Source organism: Pseudomonas sp. KU26590 (assembly GCF_026153515.1).
Lineage (GTDB): Bacteria > Pseudomonadota > Gammaproteobacteria > Pseudomonadales > Pseudomonadaceae > Aquipseudomonas.
Genome location: NZ_CP110644.1, coordinates 1,010,760 through 1,036,293 on the forward strand (window position 1 = coordinate 1,010,760; position 25,534 = coordinate 1,036,293).

At 57.7% G+C, this 25,534-nt stretch carries 22 protein-coding genes; 11 read left to right on the top strand and 11 right to left on the bottom strand.

Annotated features, from left to right (window positions below; all coding sequences use genetic code 11):
* Window positions 1–127: 127 nt before the first annotated feature.
* The 4 genes from OKW98_RS04675 to OKW98_RS04690 all read left to right on the top strand — a co-directional run bounded on the left by OKW98_RS04675 (window position 128) and on the right by OKW98_RS04690 (window position 5,429).
* The gene (locus OKW98_RS04675) at window positions 128–1,069 is read left to right on the top strand and encodes a LysR family transcriptional regulator (protein WP_265388144.1); all 942 of its coding nucleotides are present in this window, start codon (window positions 128–130) and stop codon (window positions 1,067–1,069) included.
* 134 nt (window positions 1,070–1,203) lie between these two features.
* Window positions 1,204–2,589, top strand: coding sequence for an MFS transporter (locus OKW98_RS04680; RefSeq protein WP_265388145.1), 1,386 nt, complete (start codon window positions 1,204–1,206; stop codon window positions 2,587–2,589).
* 1,147 nt (window positions 2,590–3,736) lie between these two features.
* Entirely contained in the window at window positions 3,737–4,489 is a 753-nt protein-coding gene (locus OKW98_RS04685; RefSeq protein ID WP_322114164.1) for an Asp/Glu racemase, read from the top strand.
* A gap of 58 nt (window positions 4,490–4,547) precedes the next feature.
* The gene (locus OKW98_RS04690; protein ID WP_265388146.1) at window positions 4,548–5,429 is read left to right on the top strand and encodes a LysR family transcriptional regulator; all 882 of its coding nucleotides are present in this window, start codon (window positions 4,548–4,550) and stop codon (window positions 5,427–5,429) included.
* A 74-nt stretch (window positions 5,430–5,503) separates the two neighbouring features.
* Here OKW98_RS04690 and OKW98_RS04695 read toward each other — a convergent pair whose 3' ends face one another.
* On the bottom strand, window positions 5,504–6,742 hold the full coding sequence (locus OKW98_RS04695; protein WP_265388147.1) for an MFS transporter: 1,239 nt from the start codon (window positions 6,740–6,742) through the stop codon (window positions 5,504–5,506).
* A gap of 80 nt (window positions 6,743–6,822) precedes the next feature.
* Between OKW98_RS04695 and OKW98_RS04700 the strand changes: the two genes are divergently transcribed.
* From OKW98_RS04700 to OKW98_RS04730, 7 genes are all read left to right on the top strand, one after another.
* Window positions 6,823–7,722, top strand: a complete 900-nt coding sequence (locus OKW98_RS04700; RefSeq protein ID WP_265388148.1) for a LysR family transcriptional regulator — start codon at window positions 6,823–6,825, stop codon at window positions 7,720–7,722.
* 29 nt (window positions 7,723–7,751) lie between these two features.
* Entirely contained in the window at window positions 7,752–8,369 is a 618-nt protein-coding gene (locus OKW98_RS04705; RefSeq protein WP_322114178.1) for a LysE family translocator, read from the top strand.
* A 197-nt stretch (window positions 8,370–8,566) separates the two neighbouring features.
* Window positions 8,567–9,262, top strand: a complete 696-nt coding sequence (locus OKW98_RS04710; protein ID WP_265388150.1) for a DUF6933 domain-containing protein — start codon at window positions 8,567–8,569, stop codon at window positions 9,260–9,262.
* Between the two features lie 107 nt (window positions 9,263–9,369).
* The gene (locus OKW98_RS04715; protein ID WP_265388151.1) at window positions 9,370–10,422 is read left to right on the top strand and encodes an ADP-ribosylglycohydrolase family protein; all 1,053 of its coding nucleotides are present in this window, start codon (window positions 9,370–9,372) and stop codon (window positions 10,420–10,422) included.
* Window positions 10,423–10,714: 292 nt separating this feature from the next.
* Window positions 10,715–11,209, top strand: a complete 495-nt coding sequence (locus OKW98_RS04720) for an Hcp family type VI secretion system effector (RefSeq protein WP_265388152.1) — start codon at window positions 10,715–10,717, stop codon at window positions 11,207–11,209.
* An 11-nt stretch (window positions 11,210–11,220) separates the two neighbouring features.
* Entirely contained in the window at window positions 11,221–12,066 is an 846-nt protein-coding gene (locus tag OKW98_RS04725; RefSeq protein ID WP_265388153.1) for an RNase A-like domain-containing protein, read from the top strand.
* Window positions 12,067–12,076: 10 nt separating this feature from the next.
* Window positions 12,077–12,436: a hypothetical protein gene (locus OKW98_RS04730; protein ID WP_265388154.1), complete on the top strand. Its 360-nt coding sequence runs from the start codon at window positions 12,077–12,079 to the stop codon at window positions 12,434–12,436.
* Between the two features lie 61 nt (window positions 12,437–12,497).
* Here the strand turns inward: OKW98_RS04730 and OKW98_RS04735 are convergent, their stop codons facing one another.
* From OKW98_RS04735 to OKW98_RS04780, 10 genes are all read right to left on the bottom strand, one after another.
* A complete protein-coding gene (locus OKW98_RS04735; protein ID WP_265388155.1) occupies window positions 12,498–15,698 on the bottom strand; it encodes a type I restriction endonuclease subunit R in 3,201 nt (1,066 codons plus the stop codon).
* Window positions 15,698–17,083 carry a restriction endonuclease subunit S gene (locus tag OKW98_RS04740; protein WP_265388156.1) on the bottom strand — a complete coding sequence of 462 codons (1,386 nt, stop codon included), beginning with the start codon at window positions 17,081–17,083 and terminating at the stop codon, window positions 15,698–15,700. The genes OKW98_RS04735 and OKW98_RS04740 overlap by 1 nt, the downstream gene beginning before the upstream one ends.
* Window positions 17,080–19,056 (bottom strand): type I restriction-modification system subunit M, encoded by a 1,977-nt coding sequence (locus OKW98_RS04745; protein WP_265388157.1) that lies wholly within the window; start codon window positions 19,054–19,056, stop codon window positions 17,080–17,082. Before OKW98_RS04745 ends, OKW98_RS04740 begins: the two co-directional genes overlap by 4 nt.
* Window positions 19,057–19,246: 190 nt before the next feature.
* Entirely contained in the window at window positions 19,247–19,438 is a 192-nt protein-coding gene (locus OKW98_RS04750; RefSeq protein ID WP_265388158.1) for a hypothetical protein, read from the bottom strand.
* Window positions 19,438–19,947 carry a TIR domain-containing protein gene (locus OKW98_RS04755; protein WP_265388159.1) on the bottom strand — a complete coding sequence of 170 codons (510 nt, stop codon included), beginning with the start codon at window positions 19,945–19,947 and terminating at the stop codon, window positions 19,438–19,440. The genes OKW98_RS04750 and OKW98_RS04755 overlap by 1 nt, the downstream gene beginning before the upstream one ends.
* 360 nt (window positions 19,948–20,307) lie before the next feature.
* On the bottom strand, window positions 20,308–21,042 hold the full coding sequence (locus OKW98_RS04760; RefSeq protein WP_265388160.1) for a LexA family transcriptional regulator: 735 nt from the start codon (window positions 21,040–21,042) through the stop codon (window positions 20,308–20,310).
* Window positions 21,043–21,483: 441 nt separating this feature from the next.
* The gene (ppa, locus tag OKW98_RS04765) at window positions 21,484–22,011 is read right to left on the bottom strand and encodes an inorganic diphosphatase (protein ID WP_133776048.1); all 528 of its coding nucleotides are present in this window, start codon (window positions 22,009–22,011) and stop codon (window positions 21,484–21,486) included.
* Between the two features lie 107 nt (window positions 22,012–22,118).
* Window positions 22,119–22,937: a zinc-dependent peptidase gene (locus OKW98_RS04770; RefSeq protein ID WP_265388161.1), complete on the bottom strand. Its 819-nt coding sequence runs from the start codon at window positions 22,935–22,937 to the stop codon at window positions 22,119–22,121.
* 4 nt (window positions 22,938–22,941) lie between these two features.
* Window positions 22,942–23,589: a DedA family protein gene (locus tag OKW98_RS04775; RefSeq protein WP_265388162.1), complete on the bottom strand. Its 648-nt coding sequence runs from the start codon at window positions 23,587–23,589 to the stop codon at window positions 22,942–22,944.
* A gap of 367 nt (window positions 23,590–23,956) precedes the next feature.
* Window positions 23,957–25,477 carry an aldehyde dehydrogenase family protein gene (locus tag OKW98_RS04780; RefSeq protein ID WP_265388163.1) on the bottom strand — a complete coding sequence of 507 codons (1,521 nt, stop codon included), beginning with the start codon at window positions 25,475–25,477 and terminating at the stop codon, window positions 23,957–23,959.
* Window positions 25,478–25,534 lie beyond the last annotated feature (57 nt).

Consider the following 25,534-nt stretch of genomic DNA (forward strand, 5'->3'; position numbering starts at 1 on the left):
TCCTCGACACTTTTTATGGTTTCTACTTATGGTCTACAAGCGACCCTAATCAGCACCGGCGATAAACTCCAATGACATCTGTTCAGTAATCGATAACACTGGGTTATCGCTCATTGAGGCCGCGCTCATGTCAGACATTTCCTTTTCCACGGTCTGTAACTGGCTCAAGTTCAAGCATCTGGTGCTCATCGAAACCCTGGCGCGGACCCGCAACATGCACACGGCGGCACAGCACATGAACCTCAGCCAGCCCGCGGTGAGCAAAATGCTGCGCGAGATCGAGCGGCTGCTTGGCTTTGATGTGTTCGAGCGTCTGCCGCGGAACATGCCGCCGACCGCCCTCGGCGAGCACGTGGTGCGCTATGCGCAGATCGCCCTGAATGACGCGAGCAAGTTCGTGGAACAGATCAGCAGCCTGCGCGAAGGCGGGCATGGTTTCCTCAAAGTAGGCGCGATCTTCGCGGCGACGGCGGCGGTGCTGCCGGAAGCCATTGTGCAGTTGAAAGCGCGCTGGCCGCTGCTGTCGATCGAGGTGGTCGAGCAGACCAGCGACCATTTAATGGAAATGCTCGACGACAAGAAACTTGACCTCGCAGTAGCGCGTTACACCCATGAAAACCAGCAGCAGGTGTATGACTTTCAGGCGCTGGCCCCTGAGCCGTTCTGCATGGTCGTCAACAGCCGCCACCCGCTGACCGAACTGGCGCAGACGCCGCTGCAAGATCTCGGAAAATGGCCATGGATTCTGTATCCGCTGGGCACCCCGATTCGCGCACGGATGGAGCAAGCTTTCGCCAAAGCCGGCATTGCGACGCCGAAAAACACCATCGACACCATCTCGATGCAGACCTTCCTGCAAGTGCTGCAGGCCGGGCCGATGATCGCCATGTTGCCGGCGTCCATGGCGCAGCCGCATCTGGATTCGGGCTTGCTGAAAGTGCTGAACACGCCGCTGAAACTGGCGCCCCAGGATTACGGAATCCTGACCCGACGCGGTGAGCCGTTGCTCGGTGCCGCGTCGGAATTTGCCGAAATCCTGCTGGCGAATGCCCGGCTTGCGCGGCAGTGATCGATAACGCTGCGTTATCAATCAATGGAAACAAGTCATTATCCTAATCAATGCCGCTGTCAGTAACATCGCTCCGTGTTTCGACCCTCACATAACAACAATACAGGCGCCTCCGAGTGCCTGGAGGTCCCACCATGGAAACCGTTTCCCAGCGCCTGCCCGAGTCCTCGGGTCCCGGGCACGCCAGCTTTGAAGACCGCACCTACCGCAAAGTCATCCTGCGCATCCTCCCCGTTCTGCTCCTGTGTTACATGGCGGCGTATCTGGACCGCGTGAACATCGGCTTCGCCAAGCTGGACATGCTCAACGACCTGCAATTCAGCAACACCATCTATGCCCTCGGCGCGAGCATGTTCTTCTGGGGCTATTTCCTCTTCGAGGTCCCCAGCAACTTGTTGCTGCATCGCTTCGGCGCGCGGTTCTGGATCGCCCGGATCATGCTCACCTGGGCCATCGTCTCCATGGCCGTCGCGTTTACCGTACCGCTGGCGAAGTTTTTCCACATCGAGTCGGAAACCATGTTCTACGTGCTGCGCTTTTTGCTCGGCATCTGTGAGGCAGGGTTCTTTCCCGGCGTCATCCTTTACCTCAACTACTGGTTTCCTACCCGTCGGCAGAGCCGGGTGATGGCGGGTTTCCTGATGGCGATGCCGATCAGTCTGACGCTGGGCGGTGTGATTTCCGGCTGGTTGATGACTCGGATGCAAGGCGTCAACGGCATGGCCGGCTGGCAGTGGCTGCTGATCATCGAAGGCCTGCCTTCGGTGGTAATGGCCTTTGTGGTGCTGGCATTCATGGCCAATAACATCGACGCGGCCAAATGGCTGTCGCCCCAGGAAAAGGCCATGCTCAAGGCCAACCTGGAGACCGACAGCAAAGGCAAGGCGACCAACCTGCGCGAGGTGTTTTTCAACGGACGCGTATGGCTGCTGGTGCTGATCCTGCTGACGTTCAATACCGGGTTCTACGGGCTGGCGTTCTGGATGCCATCGATCATCAAAAGCGCCGGCGTCTCCAATCCGATGGACATTGGTTTGCTGACGGCCATTCCCTACGGCATCGCCGTGATCGCCATGACCCTCAACGCGCGGCACTCCAACAAGACTGGCGAGCGCCGCTGGCACGCAGCGATTCCGGCGATCATCGGCGGCATCGGCTTGATCCTCAGCGCCTACTTCGCCAGTAACGTAGTGCTGTCGATCATCTTCCTCAGCGTGTCCGCGTCCGGCGTGCTGAGCCTGATGCCGATCTACTGGACCCTCCCGGGCACCGTGCTGTCTGGCGTCGCGGCCGCTGCGGGAATCGGCATGATCAACGCCATCGGCAACCTGTCGGGTTTCACCGGCTCGATGATCACCGCCGTCGCCGAGAACCTCACCGGCAACATCAACAACGGCACCTACGTGCTGGGCGCCTGTTTGTTCATCAGCGCCGGACTGATTCTGTCCATCCCGCGGGCGATGCTGGGCAATCACAAGGCCCAAGCGCCTGCGCGAGGCGAGGTGCTTTCTCACGCGTAGTCGAGACAGCCCTGACACGGCTTTGCTTTGTAGGAGGAGCCGACTTGCTGGCGAACGCGTGCTGTCAGTTGATGGAAAGGTGACTGACCCACGGTGTTCGCGGGCAAGCGCGCTCCTACACGTGATTTGCGCCGTCCGTTGATCTGCGTTGGTGTTGGTAATCCGCGTTGGATGACCTCCCCTCAGGTGTGAAATCGCAGGTGAATCGGCATGGATCGCGGTCTGCCTCTGCCCGAAGGGCGAAATGGCATGTATCGCGGTCTGCCTCTGCCCGAAGGGCGTAGGAGCGCGCTTGCCCGCGGTCTGGCGCGCAGCGGCAGTAAAGCAGGTGAATGCGGTGCTTCAGCGAGAGCAGCGGCGCCGGTTTTTACGAGTGCTGCGCAGCCGATCGCGGGACAAGGTGGAGCGCCAACCGGCACCTCCTACAACGTGCGGCGCCAAGCGCAACATTTGCGCTCGTGGCAGACACAAGTCCGTAGGAGCCGGCTTGCTGGCGAACGCGTCCTGTCAGTTGATGGAAAGGTGACTGACCCACCGTGTTCGCGGGCAAGCGCGCTCCTACAGGTGATTTGCGCCGTCCGTTGATCTGCGTTGGTGTCGGTAATCCGCGCTGGATCACAACCCTCTGGTGTGAAATCGCAGGTGAATCGGCATGGACCGCGGTCTGCCTCTGCCCGAATGGCGAAATGGCATGTATCGCGGTCTGCCTCTGCCCGAAGGGCGAAATGGCATGTATCGCGGTCTGCCTCTGCCCGAAGGGCGTAGGAGCGCGCTTGCCCGCGATCTGGCGCGCAGCGGCAGTAATTCAGGCGAATGCGGTTTGTCAGCGAGAACAACGTGCGGCGCCAAGCGCAAGATTTGCGCTCGTGGAAGACACAAGTCCGTAGGAGCCGGCTTGCTGGCGAATGCGTCCTGTCAGTTGATGGAAAGGTGACTGACCTACCGCGCTCGCGGGCAAGCGCGCTCCTACAAGATGATCGAGTTTATTTTGATGAGGCAGGTTGGCATTGAGCAATGATCCGCCCCTTTTCTAACTGCCATCGCCAGCCGCGATGGCAGGCTCGCCATTGCCTGATATACGCAGCTCACCGTCACTCCTAGCATCGGTCGCACATGACCTCGCCATCGGCGAAATGGAGAAGACCCTGTGAGAAATTTCCGGATTGGCCAGATCGTCCCCAGCTCCAACACCACCATGGAAACCGAGATCCCGGCGATGCTCACGTCGCGGTATTCCCTGTTCCCGGACGAGCGCTTCACCTTCCATTCCTCCCGCATGCGCATGATGAAAGTCAGCCCCGAAGAATTGAAGAAAATGGACATCGACAGCGACCGCTGCGCGCTGGAATTGAGCGATGCCCGGGTCGATGTCATGGCGTACGCCTGCCTGGTGGCAATCATGTGCCAGGGCGCCGGTTACCACAAAGTGTCTCAGGAACGCCTGAGCAAGACGGTCGCCAGCAACGCCTCCGACGCACCCGTGTTGAGCTCGGCCGGCGCGTTGATCGACAGCTTGCAGATGCTCGACTACAAGAAAGTGTCGATCATCACGCCCTACATGAAGCCACTCACTCAACAGGTCATCGACTACATCGAAGCGGCTGGAATCGAGGTGGTGGACGCCATCAGCCTGGAAGTCTCCGACAACTTGCAAGTCGGGCGCCTTGACCCGATGAATCTCGTTGCCCACGCCGACCGGCTCAACATCGGGCAAGCCGACGGAGTGGTTCTGTCGTGCTGCGTGCAGATGCCTTCGCTGCCTGCCATCCAGGTCGTACAGGATCGACTGGATAAACCGGTGCTGTCTGCGTCCGTGGCGACCGTCTACCAGATGCTCAAAACCCTCGGCCTTACAGCGCAGGTTCCGAACGCCGGCCATCTGTTGTCGGGCGCGTTCTGAGGCGATGTCTGACGGGGTACTATGGCAGCCACTCAGGCCAGCACGCCCGGTACCCCACATGAAACTCGACCCCGTCTCGCTGCGACTCTTCGTCAGCGTCGTCGAAGAAGGCACCATTGCTGCCGCCGCCAAGCGCGAACACATTGCGGCGGCGGCCGTCAGCAAGCGGCTTAGCGAACTGGAAGAACTGCTCGATTCCCGGCTGCTCAACCGCACCAACAAAGGCATCACGCCGACGGATGCCGGCCTGTCGTTGTTGTTCATGGCCCGCAGCGCGCTGAACAACCTCAACGACATCGTCCTGCAGATGCGCGACTACTCCAACGGCACGCGCGGCTCGGTGCACGTGCTGGCGAACATCTCCGCGATTACCCAATTCATGCCCGGCCTGATCAAGTCGTTCATGGCGCTTTACCCGCTGATCAACATCATCCTTGAAGAACAGCAAAGCCTGGCGATCACCAAAGCCGTCGCCGAAAACCGCGCCGAGATCGGCATCTTCACGCGCCTGCCCCATGGCGCCGACATTGAAGTCTTCCCATTCCGCACCGATCGCCTGGTGTTGATCGTGCCCAACGACCACCCGCTGGCAGGCCGCGAGTCAGTGCGCTTCAGCGAAACCCTCGACCACGAATACGTCGCCCTGCGCAGCGGCACTCATCTCAATTTTCAGCTAATCAAAGCCGCCAACGACCTGGGCCGCTCCCTGAGAATCCGCATGGAAGTCGCCAGCTACGACGCCCTGAGCCTGATGGTTCAAGCGGGCGTCGGCATCGGCATCATGCCCGAGGGCAGTGTAGGGATTTACCGAATGGACGGTGCGAAAGTGGTTCAGCTGGAAGAGGAATGGGCCAGTCGCGAGCTCAACGTCTGCGTGAGGTCGCGGGAAGGGTTGTCGGTGGCGGGGGAGTTGTTTTTGCGGCATGTGTTGGCGGGGTGAGGTGAACTACCGCCAATAAGGATTGGCTACGGAAGCGGTTTAGGCCGCTCCCGTATAAAGGCCAGTTGTCTGGGTCAGGACTCCGATTTGGGCGCCAGGGCCGCAGCGATCAGACACAACACCGCGATGCCTCCCCACAGTTGCGGCCAAGAGCAAACCCGCAGTAGCCACGGAATCAGCGCTGGCGTCGCAAAGGCCGCCGCGAACACGGCGGTGTTTTCGATCCCCAATGCAGTACCAACCCTCGACGCGCCGGCCATGACCGCGATTTCGGTGTAGGCCACTCCGTGCCAAGCCGAGCCGAACACACCGGCAGCAATCAGCAAGGCAACGCTGAGCAGCGGGACGTTTATCGTCATGATATTGAGCTGCAACAGCAGTAGCGCCACCGCCGCCAGCACTGCGATGGCGCGCACGACGGTGCGACGATTTTTATGTTTGTCCGTCCAGCGGCCGCTCCACACGCGAGCAATGGCGCCAATCACCTGCACCGCGAAGATCACGGCTGAGGTGATCGCGATGCCGAATTTGTATTCGTTGATCAGGTAAATCGCCGAAAAGGTCAATACGGCAAATTGCGGCACGGTCAACAGACCGCTGGCCACGAACAGCCGCCAGATGCTCCAGTCGCGCAACGTACTGCTCACCGGCCCGTTGCTACTCACTTTGGGCGCGGGTTGTACCGGCGCGGGCGTCAGCCAGGTCCAGGCGGCGCCGGCGGCGAGCAGGCTGGTCACCGCCAGCGTGGTGAAAACGCTGATGAACCCCATGTGCAGCGCAACCCACGGCAGGATCGCCGCACCGATGCCGCCGCCGACCGGCACGGCGGTCTGACGAATGCTCATGGCAAAGCCGCGCTCACCGTCCTGAAACCAGGTCATGACGGCCTTGCCGCTTGAGCCATTGATGCTGCCGCCGAATATGCCGAGGGCGAGCAACCCAGCGCCGAGCAGCATCACCCCGGGGATCGAGCCCGCACGCGGCGCACCAAACATGGCCAGCAAAGCGAAAATCAGACTGGTGCTGAGCAAGCCTGTCAGCAGCACGAAGCGGTCACCGAGTTTGTCGGTCAGCAGTCCCCAGACAACCTCCGATGCCGCGATTCCCAGCGCGATCGCGCCGAGCACCAGGCCCAACTGATCCAGCGTAAGGCGGTAGGCCTCCTGCAACAGAGGGCCGGTGGCGGGAATACCTTGAAAGCCCATGGAAAAACTCGCCTGCGCCGCCACGCCAACGGCGAGCACGATCCAGCGGTGGCGGTTGGCTTGTTCGGTGCCGCTTTGTATCGGGTCCAGCACTTTCACATTTCCCATCGCAACCCAATTCCCTGTTCAGGCCCGGAGTCGAGCCACTGGCTACGAAGGGTGACGAGTACGTGGCTCGTTGTACATTTATGCTAGCCTATTTCAGACATAACCAACGGTTATCCTTAATGACACAGCATCTCGATCTCTCCACCGTGGAAGCATTCGTGCTTACCACGGATTTGCGCAGCTTTACCCAGGCTGCGGACGTGCTCGGGCTGACCCAGGCCGCGGTGAGCTTGAAGGTTTCTCGGCTCGAACGTGCGCTCAACCGACGCCTGCTGATCCGCACGCCCCGTTCGATACAGCTTTCCCCCGACGGCGAAGTTTTTCTGCCACGCGCCCGCACGCTGCTGGTCGCGCAGCAACTTGCTCTGGTTGAAGTGGCGCATACGTCCCGTAGATTGCGCCTGGGCATCAGTGACCATGTCGCCGGGCCTGAACTGCCGAGCGTTCTGGAAAAGATAAAATCTTACGATCCGGGCCTGGCCATCAGCGTGAGGGTAGGAGCGTCGTCTGAGCTGTTGGCCGAATACGATCGTGAGGAAATCGACGTTGCCATCGTTCGCTCCGAGAAAAACCGCCGCGATGCCGAACCGCTGTTTGAAGATCGCTACGGCTGGTTCGCCAGTTTGTCGATGCGTACGCGCGGCGAGCCCATGCCCCTCGTCACTGTCGACGACGCATGCGGAATACGCAGCAGCGCAACCCGGCTGCTTGCTCAGGCAGGCATCGAGTGGGCAGACAGCTTCATTGGCGGAGGTGTCGCGACCGCGCTCTATGCCGCAGCCGCTGGCATCGGCGTCGCACCTTTGCCGTTGCGGCTGGCGTCGTCGCGGCTGATTGATGTGGGCCAGGGCTTTCAACTACCGTCATTGCCGAACGTGGAGATGGTGATGTATTCGCGCCACATGGATGCGCACACCCGCGAAAGCCTGCGAATACTGGCGGGTGCCTTTCGAGGGATCAACCTGACCCATCTGGCGTGATCGCCGCTCCCGACTACGAGGAACACTTCATGGTTAATTGGCCTGCGGTAACAGCTGTCTTCTCGGTCTACTGCGCCGGCGTGATCATCCCCGGCCCCAACTTCGTGGCGGTCGCGCACAAAGCGGTTTCTGCGACAACGGCTCACGCACTGATGCTGGTGGCGGGCATCGTGGTGGTGAATCTGTTCTGGGCGACGTGCGCCATCCTGGGCATTGGCGCGGTCTTCTCGCTGCTGCCGTGGCTGGCGTTTGTCGTCAAATGCCTCGGCGCGGGCTATCTCGTCTGGTTAGGAATGCGCTTGATATTCGCCTCCGGTAAACCTCCCACAGTCGACGCCCGCGCCGGTCAGATGCCCAGCCTGCGAAGCGCATTCAAACAGGGCGTCGCCACCAACATCGCCAACCCCAAGTCAGTCGCGTTTTACGCAGCAATCTTCTCTGCTGCCGCGCCGAGCCATGTCGAGTTTGAAACCTTCGCCGCGATGCTGGCGATGGTCGCCATCGTGTCGTCGGCTTGGTATGCACTGATCGCCACCGCGCTGTCACGGCCCCGGATTGCGGGTGCGTATACCAGCAAAAAGAAGGCGATTGATCGGGTGTGTGGGGCAGTGATTGTGATGCTTGGGGTTAGGCAGATGATTCGATGAAGATGCGCTTTCGGCTTTCCCGCCTAAAGCCAGTCCCACTGAATGACACGCTGTCAGTTAGTGGGACCGGCTTTAGCCGGGAAGGGGCCTGTCCAGACACCTAGAAGTTGACGGCAGCCTATTCGTCTTTTCAGCGTGTTGGCGCCTCGATGCCAGCGTCGGTATCCTCGACCATCGCCGAATGGACCTCTATCCCCATGCTGATTTTTGATTGCACCCAGGACGCCTGTGATTTCTTCTCCAAGAAAGTGAAGGGCAAAATCATCAGCGCTGTGCAGCCCGCCGCTGCTGCCCAATCGCTGGAAGCGGACAGCGCAGCACACGAGCGAGTGGATCGCTGGCAATTGCACGTCGCCACGTTCGGCAAGACCCATGTCCTGCTCGCCATGAAAGTCGACACGCGCTACGCGATGATGTTCGTCGGCCTGAAACGCAACGACATGAAGGGTTTTCTGGAGCAGTTCAACTCCCGGTATCTCGCTGAACTGCTCGTGCTGGCGGTTAACGTACGCGGGGAAATGCCACCTCAGGCCGAGCTCCAGCGACACGTCGACGTGTGGGAAGAAAGCCTCCAACCCGTGCATTTTTTCAAGCGTGGCGACCGAAGCGTTCAGGCTCATATCAATGATGTGCTCTACATGGCTGCATACGATGCCTACGAAGGAGAAGGGCTGCCAGTTGAGGCGCCGGATCTCATCGCCTTTGGTGAGGTGCCCAACGGTATGTTCCGATCAATCAGGGGCGGGGATGACTTCATTCCGGCTGAGCTGGAGCTGAAGCAGGCTTTTCCGAGGTTCGGAATAATGATGACCGAGGTGGAGATTTCGGAGGGATATAAGAGCTGGAGGTCGCGTCGACGTGAGCAAGATCTTGGGCCTGAATTTGAGGATTAACAAATAGAAGATCAGGACTTCGCGTGCCGAAAGAGCCTATGTTGAGCCACGTGAAAGAACGCTCGAATCGCTCCAAATCATGATGCAGCCAGTGTAAGGAAGCACAGATGAACAGACTTGAACGGATCAAAGGCTGCCTGCTCGGCGGCGCGGTGGGCGATGCGCTGGGTGCGCCGGTCGAGTTTCTCGACTGGAGTGCCATCCGCGCTACCTTCGGTGCGCGTGGCATTGTCGATTTCGCCCCGGCTTACGGCCGGCTTGGCGCCATCACCGACGACACGCAAATGATGCTCTTCACCGCTGAAGGGCTGCTGCGCGCCCATGTGCGCGGTATCTCCCGCGGTATTTGCCACATACCCGGCGTCATCCACCATGCGTTGCTGCGCTGGCTGATGACCCAGGACTACTCGCCTGCCACTTCCGTCAGCGTCGACGGTTGGCTGGTGCAGGAGCGCGCGTTGTGGTCCCGCCGCGCGCCCGGCCAGACGTGTTTAAGCGCGCTGAAGGCCAGCACGGAATTAGGGTTTCTCGCCAAAAACGACAGCAAAGGCTGTGGCGCCGTCATGCGCGTCGCGCCGTGCGCATTCTTTCGCAACGCCTTCGACACCGCCGCTGAATCCGGCCGTCTGACCCACGGTCACCCAACGGGCTACATGGCCGCCGGACTGTTCGCCGACATCCTCCAGCGAATCGTCGACCGCGAGGACAGCCTCGACGACGCCATTGCCAAAAGCCTGTCCGAGCACGGGGGTAAACCCGGCATGGAGGAAACCCGAGCGATCGTCGAGCGCGTGCTCTTCTTTAGCTACGAAGGCCACCGCCCAACCCCCGAGCGCATCGACGCACTGGGCGGCGGATGGATTGCGGAAGAAGCCTTGGCGATTGGCATCTGGTGCGCACTCACTGCCACATCGTTCGAAGACGGCGTCATCAATGCCGTGAACCACAGCGGCGACAGTGACAGCACCGGACTGATTGCCGGGCATTTGCTGGGCATTCAGCACGGCGTTGAAGCGATCCCGGATCGCTGGCTTGCGCCGCTCGAGTTGCGTGGGGTGATTGAGGCGGTGGCGGAGGATATTGAGCGGGTGCCTAGGGATTATTCGGGGTATGGCGGGGAGTTTGATGATGAGATTTGGGAGCGGTATCCAGGAGGTTGAATTCCAACCCTTGGCGAGGAGGACCTGATAACACGAAATTGTCCAACAGCCTGTTGGACATTCTCATCGTTTGGGTAAATCTTGTAAAACAGCTTTACGGGGGCAGCATCGAGCTGTCTTAGCCACTCTTTGTATTTGTTATGAAGATTAATCTGTATAGGATTGCCCGAACATCGATCCGCAGTTTTTTAAACTGTCGTCGACGTCACAAATATATACCGCCAATGGGGTGTGATCATTAACCTTCATCAGGTAGCATCGCTTTTCATTTGAAAAAAGCAGGGAGCTAACGATGTCGTTTGACGCATTTATGCAGGTGGACGGGGTAGAAGGTGAGTCGTTGGATGCTGACCACAAGGGTTGGATCGAGTTGCTCTCTTATCATTATGACGCAATCCAGTCGATCAGCCAGTCAGCGAGTTCCAATGGCGGGGCGTCCGCAGGCGGTGTGGCGCTGGGCGATTTCCAGATCAGCAAATATATAGATCGAGCAACACCCAAGCTCTTCGAGCTGTGCTGCCGAGGCTCGCACATCAAGACGGTGACGATTCGCATACATCGCTCTGGTGGTGAAAAATTCAAGTACATGGACATCGTGCTTGAGGAAGTCTTGATCGCGACCGTCAGCGGACAGGGCGCCGATCAAGGTGGTTTTCCTGTGGAAATCATTAGCCTGAATTATGGCCGTATCAAGTTCGAATATTCCCAACAGCGTCGCGCTGATGGCGGTAGTGCAGGGATTGTGTCCGGAGGTTGGGACAGAACCGCCAACAAACCATTCGCGTAAGGAAACGCAACATGGCAGACGATGGAGAGTTTCGCGTGGCGCTGAGCTTTGCTCAGATGGCTGCGATCTTGACGCAAGAGTCGCTCACACCTGCGGAGATAATGTCGAACCGTATCTTCGGGAGTCTACGCCTTGTTGGCGGTATCGTAGAGCTGGCAGGTTCAGGGGTACTCTGCGCCGTGCCCGAACCAACGATGATTACTAAAATCGGATGTGTCGCAATGGGCGTGCATGCTTCCGACCAACTTTCTGCAGGAGCAACACAGCTCCTTACAGGCAAAGAGACTGACTCTTTTGCTTTCAAGGCCGGTTCATCTGCCGCTGAAGCGCTCGGCACCTCTAAATCGGCTGGCCAGGTGATAGGTCTTGCAACTGAGTTTGCCGTTCCGCTTTCCACCGCTTCGCTGTACAACGCGTTCAGAGTGTCGTCCGTGCGAGCGGGGCGAATATCAATTGTCACAAGCGAAAAGCTGCCCAATGTGCCTGGTAACTTGGGAGGAGGACACGCGCTGCGCAAGCATGTAGGTAAAGATATTGACTACTTAACAAAGCGCTTTGCGTCAAAAAAAGTTAATGTTTCTTCGACGTTTTATGACATGGATACGGCAGAGTGGGCAGTTAGCAAGGTGCTTCAAAATAGCAGGCTAAAAATATTAATGTTCTCAAAGTCCAAGTTTTTATTGAGAAATAATACTAGTCGTGATTTTAAGATGAGTCTTGGAAAGAATATTGGCTGGGGGGTTGCGCGAGAAGCACCTAGTAAAGTAGTGCACATGTCTAAGGTTAACGTGACCATTCGGTTTGTTGAATATAATCACATGCCATATTACATTGTCACTGCTCATCCAATTTTATAGGGCGTTAAAGATGCGATACGCATATTTACATGGATTCATGTTTTCTGTCGGCGATGCAGTTGGCGAGTTTCTAGATGAAGAGGAAAAGGAAGGATTTGAACCCCTCACGCTTCCCCAGATAGTCAAGGAATGTATCGGCTACGGGTTCCTGGATCTGCTGCATGCAGTCCTGTTCAAACGAGAAATAAGGACCTATATCAGAAGGCATATGACGCCCGAAGGGTTGGAGTACGTCGACCCTCCGTTTGGTCAAGATACTTCCTTCGCCGAAGACTACTTCGAAGGCGACCTGTACGTATTCCTGACCACCGTATCCGCATTGCTCGACAGCGAAATCAAAATCCGAAGAAAAAAGCTTTTCGGATTCTGATTGGGAATTGATAGGCATCCCCAAGCTTCCGCTGGATTGCTCGTCGCGAAGCCTTCGCGGGTCAAGAAGCGCCACGGAAGTCGCCTGCCTCCAACCCAGCCGATTTCAACATTTTCAGAATCACCAGCGCAAACGCCCGGCTCTTCGTCTCGTTGTCTAGCACTTCGAGCGACAGCTTTTCGTGGTCGGTCATGGCGTCCAGCACCGTATCCAGCACTCGTTTGGGAAACAGGCCGTGCATCACTTGATCCACTGAGTGGTTGTTCACTTGAGCCATCACGTCTTCTTGACGACTGATCCGTTGGGCAATGCCAGTCAGGAACTGCAGCTGGTCATCATCGCTGACCTCAGCACCGAAGATGTCGTTCAGCGCATCGATGATTTCCGACAGTCGCTTCTTTTCCGGATCGTGTGGTTTACCGCTTCCCACATCGCTGCCAGGTTTGATCCCGTATTCACCCCTTTCCTCACCCAGACGTAACTGATGCTCAGCGCGCTTGCTCAGTCGGTAGTGACTCAGCTGCAGCTCGCCCACGTCCACGTCGTCTTGCTGCAAGCGATCCACGCGCAGCAGTGGATGCAGATGCTTGGCATAAACGCATAGCTGTTCAAGTTCGCGATCTTCGTACGGCACTATCTGGGATAGAAATTCGTAAAGGCGGACAAAGCTCTGCAAATTCTTACGGAACAGGTCGAGTTGATCTATCTGCTCGCCAGCCTCTTTCAACGCGTGCTCGGCTTTTTTCACGCCACTGCTGTCACCGTTAACTTCGGCTGTGCGCTTGAAGTCCAGGGCCAGTTGACGCGCTTCCACCGAGAGGGCGTAGCGCTTGGCAAAACGTTCCTTTGCCGGCGCGCAGTAATAGCTGAGCTTGCTTGCGGCTGCCTTCGGATCGAAGAACGCCATGGCGAATGCCTCTACCTCCTGCCAGTGATAGATGCCCTCGGCATCCAACTTCTTCTGCAGGTCATAAATGATCTGCGGATCAGTGACATCGATCAGCTCTGCCTTCGTGTAGTACGGCAGGAAGGCGTCGAGAATGTCCTGAGGCTCGTTGAAGAAGTCGAGGATAAAGGTCTGCTTGCTGTCACCGAATGTGCGATTCAGCCGTGACAGTGTCTGCACGCAGTCCACGCCTTGTAGCTTTTTGTCCACGTACATGGCGCAAAGCTTGGGCTGATCGAAACCGGTCTGGTATTTGTTGGCTGCGATCATCACGTTGAAGTCTTGCGTGTCGAAAGCATCAGCTAGGTCGCGACCATTCAGGCCGGTATTCAGCAGACTGCTGTTCTCCGTCACTTCCTCAGGAATCACCGAATCCGGCAGCACACTGCCAGAGAACGCCACCAGCGGGTGCACGTCGGCGTAGCCCATCTGCTGCACGTAAGCTTTCACTGCCATCTGATAGCGCACTGCTTCCTGCCGGCTGCTGGTAACTACCATGGCCTTGGCCTGCCCATTGAGCAGACCACGAATATTGGCGCGGAAATGCTCGACGATCACTTCAACCTTTTGGCTGATGTTGTAGGGGTGCAAACGGACCCATCGGGCGAGTTTGATACGCGCCTTTTTGCTGTCAACTTCATCATCTTCGCCATCCGGATGGGCAATCTTCCAGGCAGTGCTGTAAGTGGTGTAGTTGCGCAGCACGTCGAGAATGAAACCTTCCTCGATAGCCTGACGCATGGAGTACAGGTGAAACGGCTCTGGTTTGTTGCTGGAACTGGGCGGCAATGTCGAATCGGCAGGACGTCCGAACAACTCCAGGGTTTTAGCTTTCGGCGTAGCGGTGAAGGCGTAGTAACTGATTCGCTCATTCGGTTGGCGAGCTTGCACAGCCGCGTCCAACAGCTCTTCTGCGCTGACCTCCTCGGCGTCCAGCGCATCGCTGCCGAGGATCTGTTTCAGCTTGCTAGCCGATGAACCGGTTTGCGAAGAATGCGCCTCGTCAGCGATCACCGCATAACGTCCGCTGGCCAGCTTGGGGTACTTGTCCAGTGCATCGAACAACGCCGGGAAAGTCTGGATCGTGACAATGATGATGCGGGTCTGCTCAGCCAGCGCCTCTGCCAGTTGTTCGGATTTACTCTGGTTGCCAACATCACGACTGATCGGTTTGACCACGCCTTGAGCATGTTCGAACTGGTAAATCGTATTCTGAAGTTGGCTGTCCAGCACTGTGCGGTCGGTGACGACGATCACCGAGTTGAACAGGCGCTGCCCGTCCGCGCTGTACATCGAAGCGAGTTGGTGTGCAGTCCAGGCGATGGAGTTCGATTTGCCGGAACCAGCGCTGTGCTGGATCAGGTAGCGCTTGCCCGGCCCTTCGGCATGGGTAGTTTCGATGAGTTTGTTGACCACTTCCCACTGGTGGTAGCGCGGGAAGATCATCGTCTCTTTGGTAACCAGCGTGCCGTCGAAGCCTTCACTGGTTTTTTTGTCCAAGTGCAGAAAACGCCCCAGAACTTTAAGCCAAGCATCGGGCTGCAACAGTCGTTGCCACAAGTAGCTCGTCGCGTACTGGCTGTCGTCGGCAGGCATCGGGTTGCCCGCGCCGCCTTCCTCGCTGCCAAGGTTAAAAGGCAGGAAGAAAGTATCTTTACCCGCCAACTTGGTGGTCATCGCCACCTCGTTTTGCCCCACGGCAAAATGCACCAGCGCGCCGCGCTTGAAGGTCAGCAGCGGCTCGTGCTTGCGCGTCAACGGGTCTTTTACCGGGCGGTCGTCACGGTACTGGCGCTTGGCGTTTTCTACTGACTGCTTGAACTCGCTTTTCAGCTCCAGCGTGGCGGTGGGGATACCGTTGACGAATAGCACCAAATCCAGACGCGGGTTGTAGCTGTGCCCATTGCTTCCGGCTTCGCGCGAATGCGGTGAGTAAGAAACCTCCGGAACCACGCGCAGGCGGTTGCAGTGATAGCGCCTTAGGGTGTCCGGATTCATGCTGTGGTCGGGCTGGAAACTGCACAGCTCGACCTTCACCGCTGGGAGCTTGAAGCCATGGCGCAGCACATCGAGCGTGCCGCTCTGCTCCAACTCGCGCACCAGCTTTTGCACCAGCACGCCGTCAGGGTTATTCGGGTTCGCCTTCGCGAACTTGTCCCAACGTTCCGGCCAGGCGTCTTTGAAGTAACCCAGCACATCTTCGGTGTACAGCGCCGTTTGGCGGTCGTAGCCGCTGGCTGTACCGACTAGCCAACCTTGGGCGGCCAGTGCATCGATAATGTCGCGTTGAAACTGCGCTTCCTTGCTGTCCGCCATTACACGGCCTCTTCTACTAATTCGGGAGTTGGCTCGCTGGCCGGTGGCTGCCAGCCGCGTACGTCGATTTTGCCGGTGACGGCAGCGGAGATTAGGGCAGAGCGGCGCTCTTGGAGCAGCTGTGCAAGCTTCATAGCATTGTCGATTAGCTCGTCAAATCCATCGACATTTCTATTCAAGAATTCGACTATGGAATTTTGTTCATCTATAGGCGGTAAAGGCGTTGGCGTTTCCGCAATTGTTCGCAGTGAAAGGTTGTAAATAGTCGTCCCGGTAAGCTGGCTTTCAAAGAAGCGCTTAATCTGCTCTGAGGAAAAAAGATATAGGCAAAATCTTGGTGAAAGTGACTCAGTACAATTTATATAGGCTGCGCTTTTTCCTAAGATCACCGGCTCGCCACTGTAAAGCGCAAGGTTTCCTATGGTGCCATTTATAGAGATAAGGACTGTGCTCGAATCAAGCAACACTCGATGTTTTAAAAACTCTTGGCGATTAACTTGCCGAGTTGTTGGGGCGATGGTAATTGCCCCTCCCACAAGATTATTCCCATTGATAAAGAAATAATCACCCGCATCGTCATACTCTGGGGTGGAGTGCAAACCATCACCGATCCTAGTGCTGTGGTATTTGAGGCGAGAAACATCCCAATGCGCCGGCACCTCGCCTAGCCACTCCACGCCGGAGTCTTTCATTGACACAATGGGGTCGAGGCCTTTGGTGACTGCGTGGGAAATCACGGCCTGGCGTTTTTCCTTGAGCAGTTCGATCAGGCGCTGCTGCTCTTCGATCAGCGCGTCAATTCGGGCGGTTTCGTGGTCGAGGAAGCGGGCGATTTGGGTTTGCTCGGCTGTTGTAGGGATCCAAGCAATACCGCCCCGAAGAATTTCCTGAGTGACACTGAATACCTTGACCCCTTTTACACCCATACGTAACTGGGTTCTGAAGGCGAAAGACTCTAGACAATAGGCAAGAAACCGTGAATTTACGTCCGAATCCAAGCTGTAGATAATCGTGTGATAACCAGCGAAGAGAGGCTCCGTGCCTGACACATGAGTGAAATTGCCGACGCCTTCAAGGTCCTCCGAGGTATCGGCAAACACAAAATCGCCATAGCTAATACAAGATGATGGCTCTGTTTCCAGATACTCCGCAGGCACGCATTTTAGGGCATGTATGTCTTGGTTTACCTCGAAAGGATACAAGGAGTGAACTTCACCATAATTCAGACAAGGGATACCTGTATCAGTTAAATCTGCTTTTGTTATCGTCAATCCTTTTCTAAAGCGGCCGAGATACCTGAGCGGTTTAACACCCCAATGTTCAGGTACAACCCCTAGCCACTCGACCCCAGAATCCCTGTAGTACGAATACGCTGGAAACGTCATGCCGACAGCCCCTCAATCATTTGCTTGATTCGGTCGGTACAAGCTTTCAGATCACTATCGATCTCGACCAACGGGCGCGGCGGCTGGAATACATAGAAATGGCGGTTAAAGGGAATTTCGAAGCCGACAATGCCGACCTCGCTATCCTGAGCGTCCGTTTTGCTTTCATCGATCCAGGCATCTGGTACATGGGGGATGACTTCGCGCTGGAAGTAGTCGTACACCGATTCGCCCAGCGGTACGTTTTCGTTGTCGCGTAGGCCGGTGTCGGCTTCCGGCTGGCCTTTGGTCATGCAGATATCCGCCTCGGGATCGCGCTCGCTTAGAGCGCTCATCAGGGCTTTTAGCTCCGGTGTGCTGAGGCTAACGCTGTGCACGGCGAGGGCTTTTTTCAGCAGCTTGCTGAATTGCTCGCGATTGCGGTGCAGTGCGCTGGCATCCATACCGCTCAGCGCCGCCATAAGATGCTGCTGAGTAGTGCTATCTAACTTCTGCAGTGCCTTTTCTTCGAGCGCCTTGTCTATCCGATCGGCACTGGCCTGAAAGTTCAGACGCAGCGGCCGTTCGACGGTTATGCGTCGGTAGCCGAAGGCGTCGATGGGGAAGATCTTGCTCTGCGCAGTTTGCTCGAAGCTGCCATACAGACGCACCAGCCCAATAATCTGATCTTCAGTAATGTATTGGCGCTTGCTGCCCAGCGACTTGCGCATTTTCTCGGAGTGCCGACTGCCGTCGATCAACTGCACTTTGCCCTGGCGACGTGCGGCTTTCTTATTGCTCAGTATCCACACATAGGTAGCGATGCCGGTGTTGTAGAACATGTCTGTCGGCAACGCGACGATGGCTTCGACGAGATCATTCTGCAGCAGGTAGCGGCGAATTTCAGACTCACCCGAGCCCGCGCCGCCGGTGAATAGCGGAGAGCCATTGAGAATGATGCCGATGCGCGAGCCACCTTCACGCGGGTCACGCATCTTGCTAACCAAGTGCAGTAGAAACAGCAGCGAGCCGTCGGATACGCGGGGCAGGCCAGGGCCAAAGCGACCGTCAGAGCCCTTACGGCTGTGCTCGTCGGTAATCTGCTTTTGGACCTTCTTCCACTCCACGCCAAATGGCGGGTTGCTGAGCATGAAGTCAAAGCGCTTGTCGGCAAGTTGGTCATTTGACAGGGTGTTGCCTAGTTTGATGCTGGCCACATCCTGGCCCTTGATCAGCATGTCTGCCTTGCAGATGGCATATGACTCAGGGTTCAGCTCCTGACCATGCAGCGACACGCTAACCTTCTTACTGATGGACTGGATGTACTCGTCACCTTCGGACAGAAAACCACCCGTACCTGCCGTTGGGTCATAGATGGTAACGATGCTGTTGGGTGCGAGCTTTGCATCCTGCTCGGTGATCACAAGTGACGTGGTCAGCTGCACGATATCGCGCGGGGTGAAATGCTCTCCGGCTGTTTCGTTAGAGCTCTCCGCGAACTTCCGGATCAGCTCTTCGAAGATGATGCCCATGCCGAAATTACTGATGCGCTCGGGGCTCAGATCGGTGGCAGCAAAACGTTGGACGATCTGATAGAGCAGATTGGCGCTGCTCAGTTGCTGGACAAAGTCTTCAAAGTGGAAGTGCTCGAAGATTTCGCGGGCGTCCTTGCTGAAGGCCTGCACGTAACTCATCAAGTCGGAGGCGGTCTGGGTATCTGACAAGGTTCCTAGGGTCAGCGGCGAGGCATTGAAAAACTGGTGGCCGGATGAACGCAGCAAAATCATTTCGCGGACGGTATCTGGACGGCCTTCTTGAGCGAAGGTCTGCTTGATCACCTCGTCTTTGGTCGGCGCAAGTACGCACTCCATCCGGCGCAGCAGCGTGAACGGCAGAATGATGCGACCGTACTGAGATTGCTTGAAGTCACCCCGAAGTAGGTCGGCAATCGACCAGAGAAAGGCAGCCGTCTGAGAATGATTTTCCGTATTCACGCAACAGTTCCTTGAGGCAGGCAAAAAAAGCGAAGTCTAACCCGGCAAACCGCTTAAATGTCCGCAGGCCATCCAGGTTGCGACGTTTTTTGCAGAGAATGAAGGGTCCCGAGGTGGCAGTGAGACTGCTTCACGGTTTCCGAGTTGGTATTCCCCTAGCGTGGAGCCGTTGATGCTCCCGCACGGGTTCTTAACTGCGGCCAAGGCAATTGGGCAGCAGCCTGCTGCCCAAACAGGCCTCGGCAATCGGGCGTGGCCAAGCTTTAACCAGCGCGGCAGAAACTGACAGCGCGATGATTGCCATCAGGATGCCGAAACCCTCCATCGCGTGCCTGCCAGGGTTAATGATGTTAAAGGTCTGCATGTCCTTAGGGACGGTCATCACATGCCCAGCTCTTCGTAGATCCTCCCGACATACCGATGCGGACCCTGCATCTCGCTCTTCGCGTAGCTGGCGACGTAGTTGTCCAGCGCGTACTGAATGACTTTTGGCTGGAAAGACACCGAAACGTTGAAGTGTTTTTGCTCGATGAGCGGCTCGGGAATGTTGTCCGTGACGATGTTTCTGCTCTGGCACAGATTCGCGATGACGATGGGAAGATCGAGTTCGAGAATGACCTCGATTTCATAGGCAAGAAACGAATCCCCGTCGCCGCCTTTGCGACGGCCATCTTCGCTGCCCAGGAAGATGACTTGCTTGGTGTTGTTCAGCCGCTCGCGCAGTCGGCGTTTGATGGTCTCTGGCGAACTGCTGTCCCGCGCTTCGAACAAATCATGGGCATTGAAAAAGTCGAAGTCGATCTTCTCATTTACTTTCCAGGCTTTCATCAAGGAGTAATAAGAGAGGTCTTCGCTGGCGAATGCGATGTAGGTCTTGTTGCGATAACTCATGACGAACTTCCTGTATTGAGACGAAGACGGTTCTTTTCGCTTCGTTGGTTAGGCGCTCAGTCCATTGATTGCCGATTTACGCGCGCACTGAGGCGCCGCGCGGGTTAGCGGTGGGACATATTCATGGGAAGTTAAAAAGCCGGCTTGTGGCCGGCTTCTCGGTGACGGGTTTGATTAGTTTTTGGCTAACCGCACCCGTCCGCAAAAGTGCGCGCTGCGAGGAGGCGCTTGTAAGGTAGACCGGGCACGTCACGGAGACGGTGCCAGGTCGATCATCCATCCGCGTGTGGCCGACGGGTGCTGAAACGAAGGCGTGCAGGATACCCATGTTGTTCACGTCTGCCCAGTTCTGAAACACGCTCATTCCGCGCCTCGCCGCAACGTTGCCGGATGGCGGCGGTTGTTGAGCGTCGACCACCAGAAGATCCACCCCAGAATCTGAATGTGCTGCGCCTGCACCTGTTCGGCGCTGAAGATCTCGTCGGGGTACTCGGCGCAATTGTGGCTACGCAGGCGCAAACCGCCGCCCGGCAGGCGATACAGGTATTTCACCCGCAGCATGCCGTCGTGTTCGAGGGCGTACATTTCCCCGTCGATGACCTGCACCCGGCCGCGATCGATGCCGATCAACGAACCGTCCTGGATTTTGTCCGCCATGCTGTTGCCGACCATCGCCACGCAAATGGCGTTGTGCAGCTCCACGTCCATGGTTTCAAGCACGCGTCGGGACAGGCGTACTTTGTGGTTATGGATTTCGCCCACTGCCGTGCGGCCGGAGCTTTGCGTCTGCAACTCGGTGTAGACCGGCATTTCCAGTTCTTCGCGCACGCTTCGCTCGGCCCGGACTGGTTGAGTGTCTGGCTGCTCGGCAATTATGCGGTCGGCTCCAGGGTGCTTGGGGCCTTCGCCGCTGCGCAGCCAGCGGGCGTTGACGCTCAGCAGTTCCGCGACTTCTTCAATGCGCGCCATGGGGATGCCGCGCTTGAACCAGTTGTTCACGTGTTGCGGCGTTACTTTTCGGTTGGCGGCAAAGTCCGTTGCGGAGAGATGGCACTCTCGCAGAAGGCCGCGCAGTCGATCACCTGATGTATTCATGGCCCGAAGTTTACGGCGGCTTGAAGCGCGTTTAAATGAACGAAGTGTTCAAATGAGCACGCCGTCATGCTTGAACGTGAATGTAGGGATTACAACCTTCGGCGGTTTTTGTAGGCCGATTCGTTTACTGTTTTCTTTTGCATCAACAATGGTTGAAGTCGATGGGATTCATGAGCGTGAGCGATTCACGGCCATTGGGGCCTGATTTGAGCGGCTGCGAGGGAAGTTTCAATCCCGCGATATTGTTCAAATAAGAAAAGCACACGGCCCAATTAAACACGCTGTGTGTGCAAAGCGATTTTTAAACATTTGTGTAATGACGGCGGGCGAAAAAAAAACGGGATTTACGGGGGAGGGGTGTTCAAACAGCAGAAGCCGGGGACAGGCGCGTCAAGCATGGCCCCGTCGAAGCGGCGGGCGCTTCGGCGGGGCACAACCGGATCAGCCCTTGTAGGCCGCGACCGATTTGGTGATCGCTTCGCGAGCGGCGTCAGCACCAGCCCACCCTTCGATTTTCACCCATTTGCCTTTTTCGAGGTCTTTGTAGTTCGCGAAGAAGTGCTCGATCTGCTGGATCAGCAGCGCTGGCAGATCGGTGTATTCCTTCACGTCCACGTACAGCTGGGACAGCTTGTCGTGGGGGACTGCGATGATTTTGGCATCGCCGCCGCCGTCGTCGGTCATGTTCAGCACGCCGACCGGGCGGGCGCGAATCACGGAACCCGGGGTCACCGGATAAGGCGTCACGACCAGCACGTCGAGGGGGTCGCCGTCGTCAGCCAGGGTGTTGGGGATGAAACCGTAGTTGGCCGGGTAGAACATCGGGGTGGCCATGAAACGGTCAACGAAAAGGCAGTCGCTATCTTTGTCGATTTCATACTTGATCGGCGCGTGGTTGGCCGGGATCTCGATTGCGACGTAGATGTCATTCGGCAGGTCTTTACCGGCCGGAATTTTGCTGTAGCTCATTGGGCTTTGCCCCCTTGGTTGACCATTCAGAATCTGGCATGCAACGCCAAAAAGTGGCCCGGATTATAGGCACATTCCTGAAGCGTTGCCATGCGTGAAGGCTGGCTTCAGGCGTCGTGTTGAGCCTGATAGACCGGGTTGTCGCGCTGAAGTGCCGTCAGCCGCGCCAGCGGATCCTGCCGATAGAACGCTTTCAGTTGCCCGTAGACGGCGGGATAGGCCTCGACGAGCAAATCCGGTGCGCTGAAGAAGTATTCGCTGATGACCGCGAAAAATTCCGCGGGGTTTTCCGCAGCGTAGGGGTCGATGGCTGTTTCGACGTCGGGGTTGGCGTCGAGTTGCCGATTGAGATCGTCGTACGCGCTCTGCATGGCGCTGGCCCAGTCACTGACGCGCATGTCGTGGTGCAGCGGCGGCAGGCCGTTTGCCTCGCCGTTGAGCATGTCCAGCTTGTGCGCCAGTTCGTGGATCACCAGGTTATAGGCTTCCCACCCGCCGCTGGTCAGCACACCGGGCCAGGCCAGAATCACCGGCCCTTGGGACCACGCCTCTCCGCTGTGCTCGCCGTCCCATTCATGCTCGACGCCGCTGGCGTCGCGATGGCGTTGCGGGCTGATGAAGTCGTCGCCGTAAAGAATGATCTCGTGAAAACCCTGATACCAGTTCAGATCGCCCAGGGCGAGTAACGGCAGCTGTGCCTGAGCGGTAAGAAACAGACGCGATTCGTCATCCAGGTCGACGCCTTCCAGCGCGGTCAGGTGTTTGGCTTGGAGAAACAGCACGCAACTGTCGAGCAGGTAGCGGTCCTCTTCGGCGCTCAGGCCGTCGAGGATCGGCAGGCGCTGGCGCACACGCTCCCACAGTTGCGGATCGACCGGATGGCGGGCCAGCGTGCGCCGTTTGCGCCATTCCCGCAGCGACCACATGGGATCAGCGCACCTCGGAAGAGCGACCTGCGCGGCTGCGGATCAGACCGATGATCATCGGCAGCAGCGAGAGCAGAATGATCGCCAGTACCAGCAGCGTCAGGTTTTTCTTGATGAACGGGATATTGCCGAAGAAGAAGCCCAAAGTGACCAGCCCGCCGACCCACAGCACCGAGCCCAATACGCTGAAACCGAGAAAGCGCAGGTAAGGCATGCGGCCAAGACCGGCCACGAAGGGGGCGAAGGTGCGGATGATCGGCAGGAAGCGCGCGAGGGTAACGGTCTTGCCGCCGTGGCGACCGTAGAATTCCTGGGTTTTGGTCAGGTAATCCCGACGAAAGATTTTCGAATTCGGGTTGCTGAACAGCTTGTCGCCAGCCGTGCGGCCGATGATGTAGTTGGTGCTGTCGCCGAGTATCGCTGCTGCCATCAGCAGGCACCCCAGCAACACCGGATCCATGCCGCCACCGGCCGCCACGGCGCCCGCGATGAACAGCAGCGAATCGCCCGGCAGGAACGGCATGACCACCAGGCCGGTTTCGCAAAAGATCACCAGAAACAGAATCGCGTAAACCCAGGTGCCGTATTGGGTCACAAGCAGGTCTAGGTAAACGTCGAGGTGAAGAATCAGATCAAGCGGATTGAAATCCATGTAGGCACCTGGTTTGAGACCCGATCCGGGTCGTGCGGGGCGAAGAGGGGAAATGTGCGCGGCATTATAGAGGCATGCAATGCAATTATGGCGCTCGACATGCCGCCCCCTTTCACTCCCGCAGGGTTTGCGTCTGCTACGTGTCAGCGGCGGGTACGAACCGGTAGGAGCGTGGCTTGTCCCGCGATCGGCTGCGCAGCAGCCGTAATCCTGCCGCCGCGCGATTATGGATAGCCCGCATTGGCCGGATTGCTGCCGCTGCGCGCCAGATCGCGGGACAAGCCACGCTCCTACACGTTGCATTGCCGAAACCCTGTAACAAAAACGGCCTCCGAAGAGGCCGTTGCTTGTCACCTGAACACGCTAATCAAAAGAAGCCCAGCGGATTGATGTCGTAGCTCACCAGCAGGTTCTTGGTCTGCTGATAGTGCTCAAGCGCGACCTTGTGGGTTTCGCGGCCGACGCCGGATTTCTTGTAACCGCCGAACGCCGCATGGGCGGGATACAGGTGGTAGCAGTTGGTCCACACGCGACCGGCCTTGATTGCCCGGCCTACGCGATACGCGCGATTGATGTCGCGGGTCCAGACGCCGGCACCCAGGCCGAACTCGGTGTCGTTGGCAATGGCCAGGGCTTCCGCTTCGTCCTTAAAGGTGGTCACGCTCACCACCGGGCCGAAGATTTCTTCCTGGAAAACGCGCATCTTGTTGTTGCCTTTCAGCAGCGTCGGCTGGATGTAGTAGCCGGTGGCCAGCGAGCCTTCGAGCTTCTCGACCTTGCCGCCGGTCAGCAGCTCGGCGCCTTCGCTCTGAGCGATTTCGAGGTACGAAAGGATCTTGTCGAACTGCTGCTGCGACGCCTGCGCGCCGACCATGGTCTCAGTGTCCAGCGGATCGCCGCGCTGGATCTTCAGGACCTTCTTCATCACCACTTCCATGAACTGCGGGTAGATCGATTCCTGAACCAGGCAACGCGACGGGCACGTGCAGACTTCGCCCTGGTTGAAGAACGCCAGCACCACGCCTTCAGCAGCTTTGTCGATGAACTCCGGCTCGGCCTGCATGATGTCTTCGAAGAAGATGTTCGGCGACTTGCCGCCCAGCTCCACGGTGGACGGGATGATGCTGTCGGCCGCCAGTTTCATGATGTGCGAACCCACCGGCGTCGAACCGGTGAAAGCGATCTTGGCGATACGCTTGCTGCTGGCCAGCGCTTCACCGGCCTCGCGGCCATAACCCTGCACCACGTTGAGCACGCCTTTTGGCAGCAGATCGCCGATCAGCTCCATCAGCACGGTGATGCCCAGCGGCGTTTGCTCGGCCGGTTTGAGCACGATGCAGTTACCGGCGGCGAGGGCGGGCGCGAGTTTCCAGGCGGCCATCAACAGCGGGAAGTTCCACGGGATGATCTGCCCGACCACGCCCAGCGGCTCGTGAATGTGATACGCCACGGTGTTGCCGTCGATCTCCGCAGCGGAGCCTTCCTGGGCACGCAGCACACCGGCGAAATAACGGAAGTGGTCGACTGCCAGCGGGATGTCCGCGTTGAGGGTTTCGCGCACGGCTTTACCGTTGTCCCAGGTCTCGGTGACGGCCAGCAACTCCAGGTTCTGTTCGATGCGGTCAGCGATTTTCAGCAGGGTCAGCGAGCGTTCCTGCACCGAGGTTTTGCCCCACGCATCGGCCGCGGCATGGGCGGCGTCGAGGGCTTTGTCGATGTCTTCGGCGCTGGAGCGTGGAAATTCTGCGATCAGCTTGCCGGTGATCGGCGAGATGTTTTCGAAGTATTGGCCTTTGACCGGCGGCACAAATTCGCCACCGATGTAGTTGCCGTACTGGGTCTTGAAGGTAACGATTGAGCCTTCAGTACCGGGGTGGGCATAACGCATGGTGAATATCTCCTTGCTCTTGTGATTGTCTGGGGATAACGCGTTGCGGCGCATAGT

Coding starts and splice junctions, on each gene's coding strand:
- OKW98_RS04740 (WP_265388156.1), bottom strand. CDS start 17,083: ATGACGTTTCCAGCGTATTCGTACTACAGGGATTCTGGGGTCGAGTGG.
- OKW98_RS04735 (WP_265388155.1), bottom strand. CDS start 15,698: ATGGCGGACAGCAAGGAAGCGCAGTTTCAACGCGACATTATCGATGCA.
- OKW98_RS04680 (WP_265388145.1), top strand. CDS start 1,204: ATGGAAACCGTTTCCCAGCGCCTGCCCGAGTCCTCGGGTCCCGGGCAC.
- OKW98_RS04775 (WP_265388162.1), bottom strand. CDS start 23,589: ATGGATTTCAATCCGCTTGATCTGATTCTTCACCTCGACGTTTACCTA.
- OKW98_RS04750 (WP_265388158.1), bottom strand. CDS start 19,438: ATGACCGTCCCTAAGGACATGCAGACCTTTAACATCATTAACCCTGGC.
- OKW98_RS04695 (WP_265388147.1), bottom strand. CDS start 6,742: ATGGGAAATGTGAAAGTGCTGGACCCGATACAAAGCGGCACCGAACAA.
- OKW98_RS04755 (WP_265388159.1), bottom strand. CDS start 19,947: ATGAGTTATCGCAACAAGACCTACATCGCATTCGCCAGCGAAGACCTC.
- OKW98_RS04710 (WP_265388150.1), top strand. CDS start 8,567: ATGCTGATTTTTGATTGCACCCAGGACGCCTGTGATTTCTTCTCCAAG.
- ppa (WP_133776048.1), bottom strand. CDS start 22,011: ATGAGCTACAGCAAAATTCCGGCCGGTAAAGACCTGCCGAATGACATC.
- OKW98_RS04690 (WP_265388146.1), top strand. CDS start 4,548: ATGAAACTCGACCCCGTCTCGCTGCGACTCTTCGTCAGCGTCGTCGAA.
- OKW98_RS04770 (WP_265388161.1), bottom strand. CDS start 22,937: ATGTGGTCGCTGCGGGAATGGCGCAAACGGCGCACGCTGGCCCGCCAT.
- OKW98_RS04780 (WP_265388163.1), bottom strand. CDS start 25,477: ATGCGTTATGCCCACCCCGGTACTGAAGGCTCAATCGTTACCTTCAAG.
- OKW98_RS04705 (WP_322114178.1), top strand. CDS start 7,752: ATGGTTAATTGGCCTGCGGTAACAGCTGTCTTCTCGGTCTACTGCGCC.
- OKW98_RS04760 (WP_265388160.1), bottom strand. CDS start 21,042: ATGAATACATCAGGTGATCGACTGCGCGGCCTTCTGCGAGAGTGCCAT.
- OKW98_RS04715 (WP_265388151.1), top strand. CDS start 9,370: ATGAACAGACTTGAACGGATCAAAGGCTGCCTGCTCGGCGGCGCGGTG.
- OKW98_RS04700 (WP_265388148.1), top strand. CDS start 6,823: ATGCTAGCCTATTTCAGACATAACCAACGGTTATCCTTAATGACACAG.
- OKW98_RS04720 (WP_265388152.1), top strand. CDS start 10,715: ATGTCGTTTGACGCATTTATGCAGGTGGACGGGGTAGAAGGTGAGTCG.
- OKW98_RS04725 (WP_265388153.1), top strand. CDS start 11,221: ATGGCAGACGATGGAGAGTTTCGCGTGGCGCTGAGCTTTGCTCAGATG.
- OKW98_RS04675 (WP_265388144.1), top strand. CDS start 128: ATGTCAGACATTTCCTTTTCCACGGTCTGTAACTGGCTCAAGTTCAAG.
- OKW98_RS04730 (WP_265388154.1), top strand. CDS start 12,077: ATGCGATACGCATATTTACATGGATTCATGTTTTCTGTCGGCGATGCA.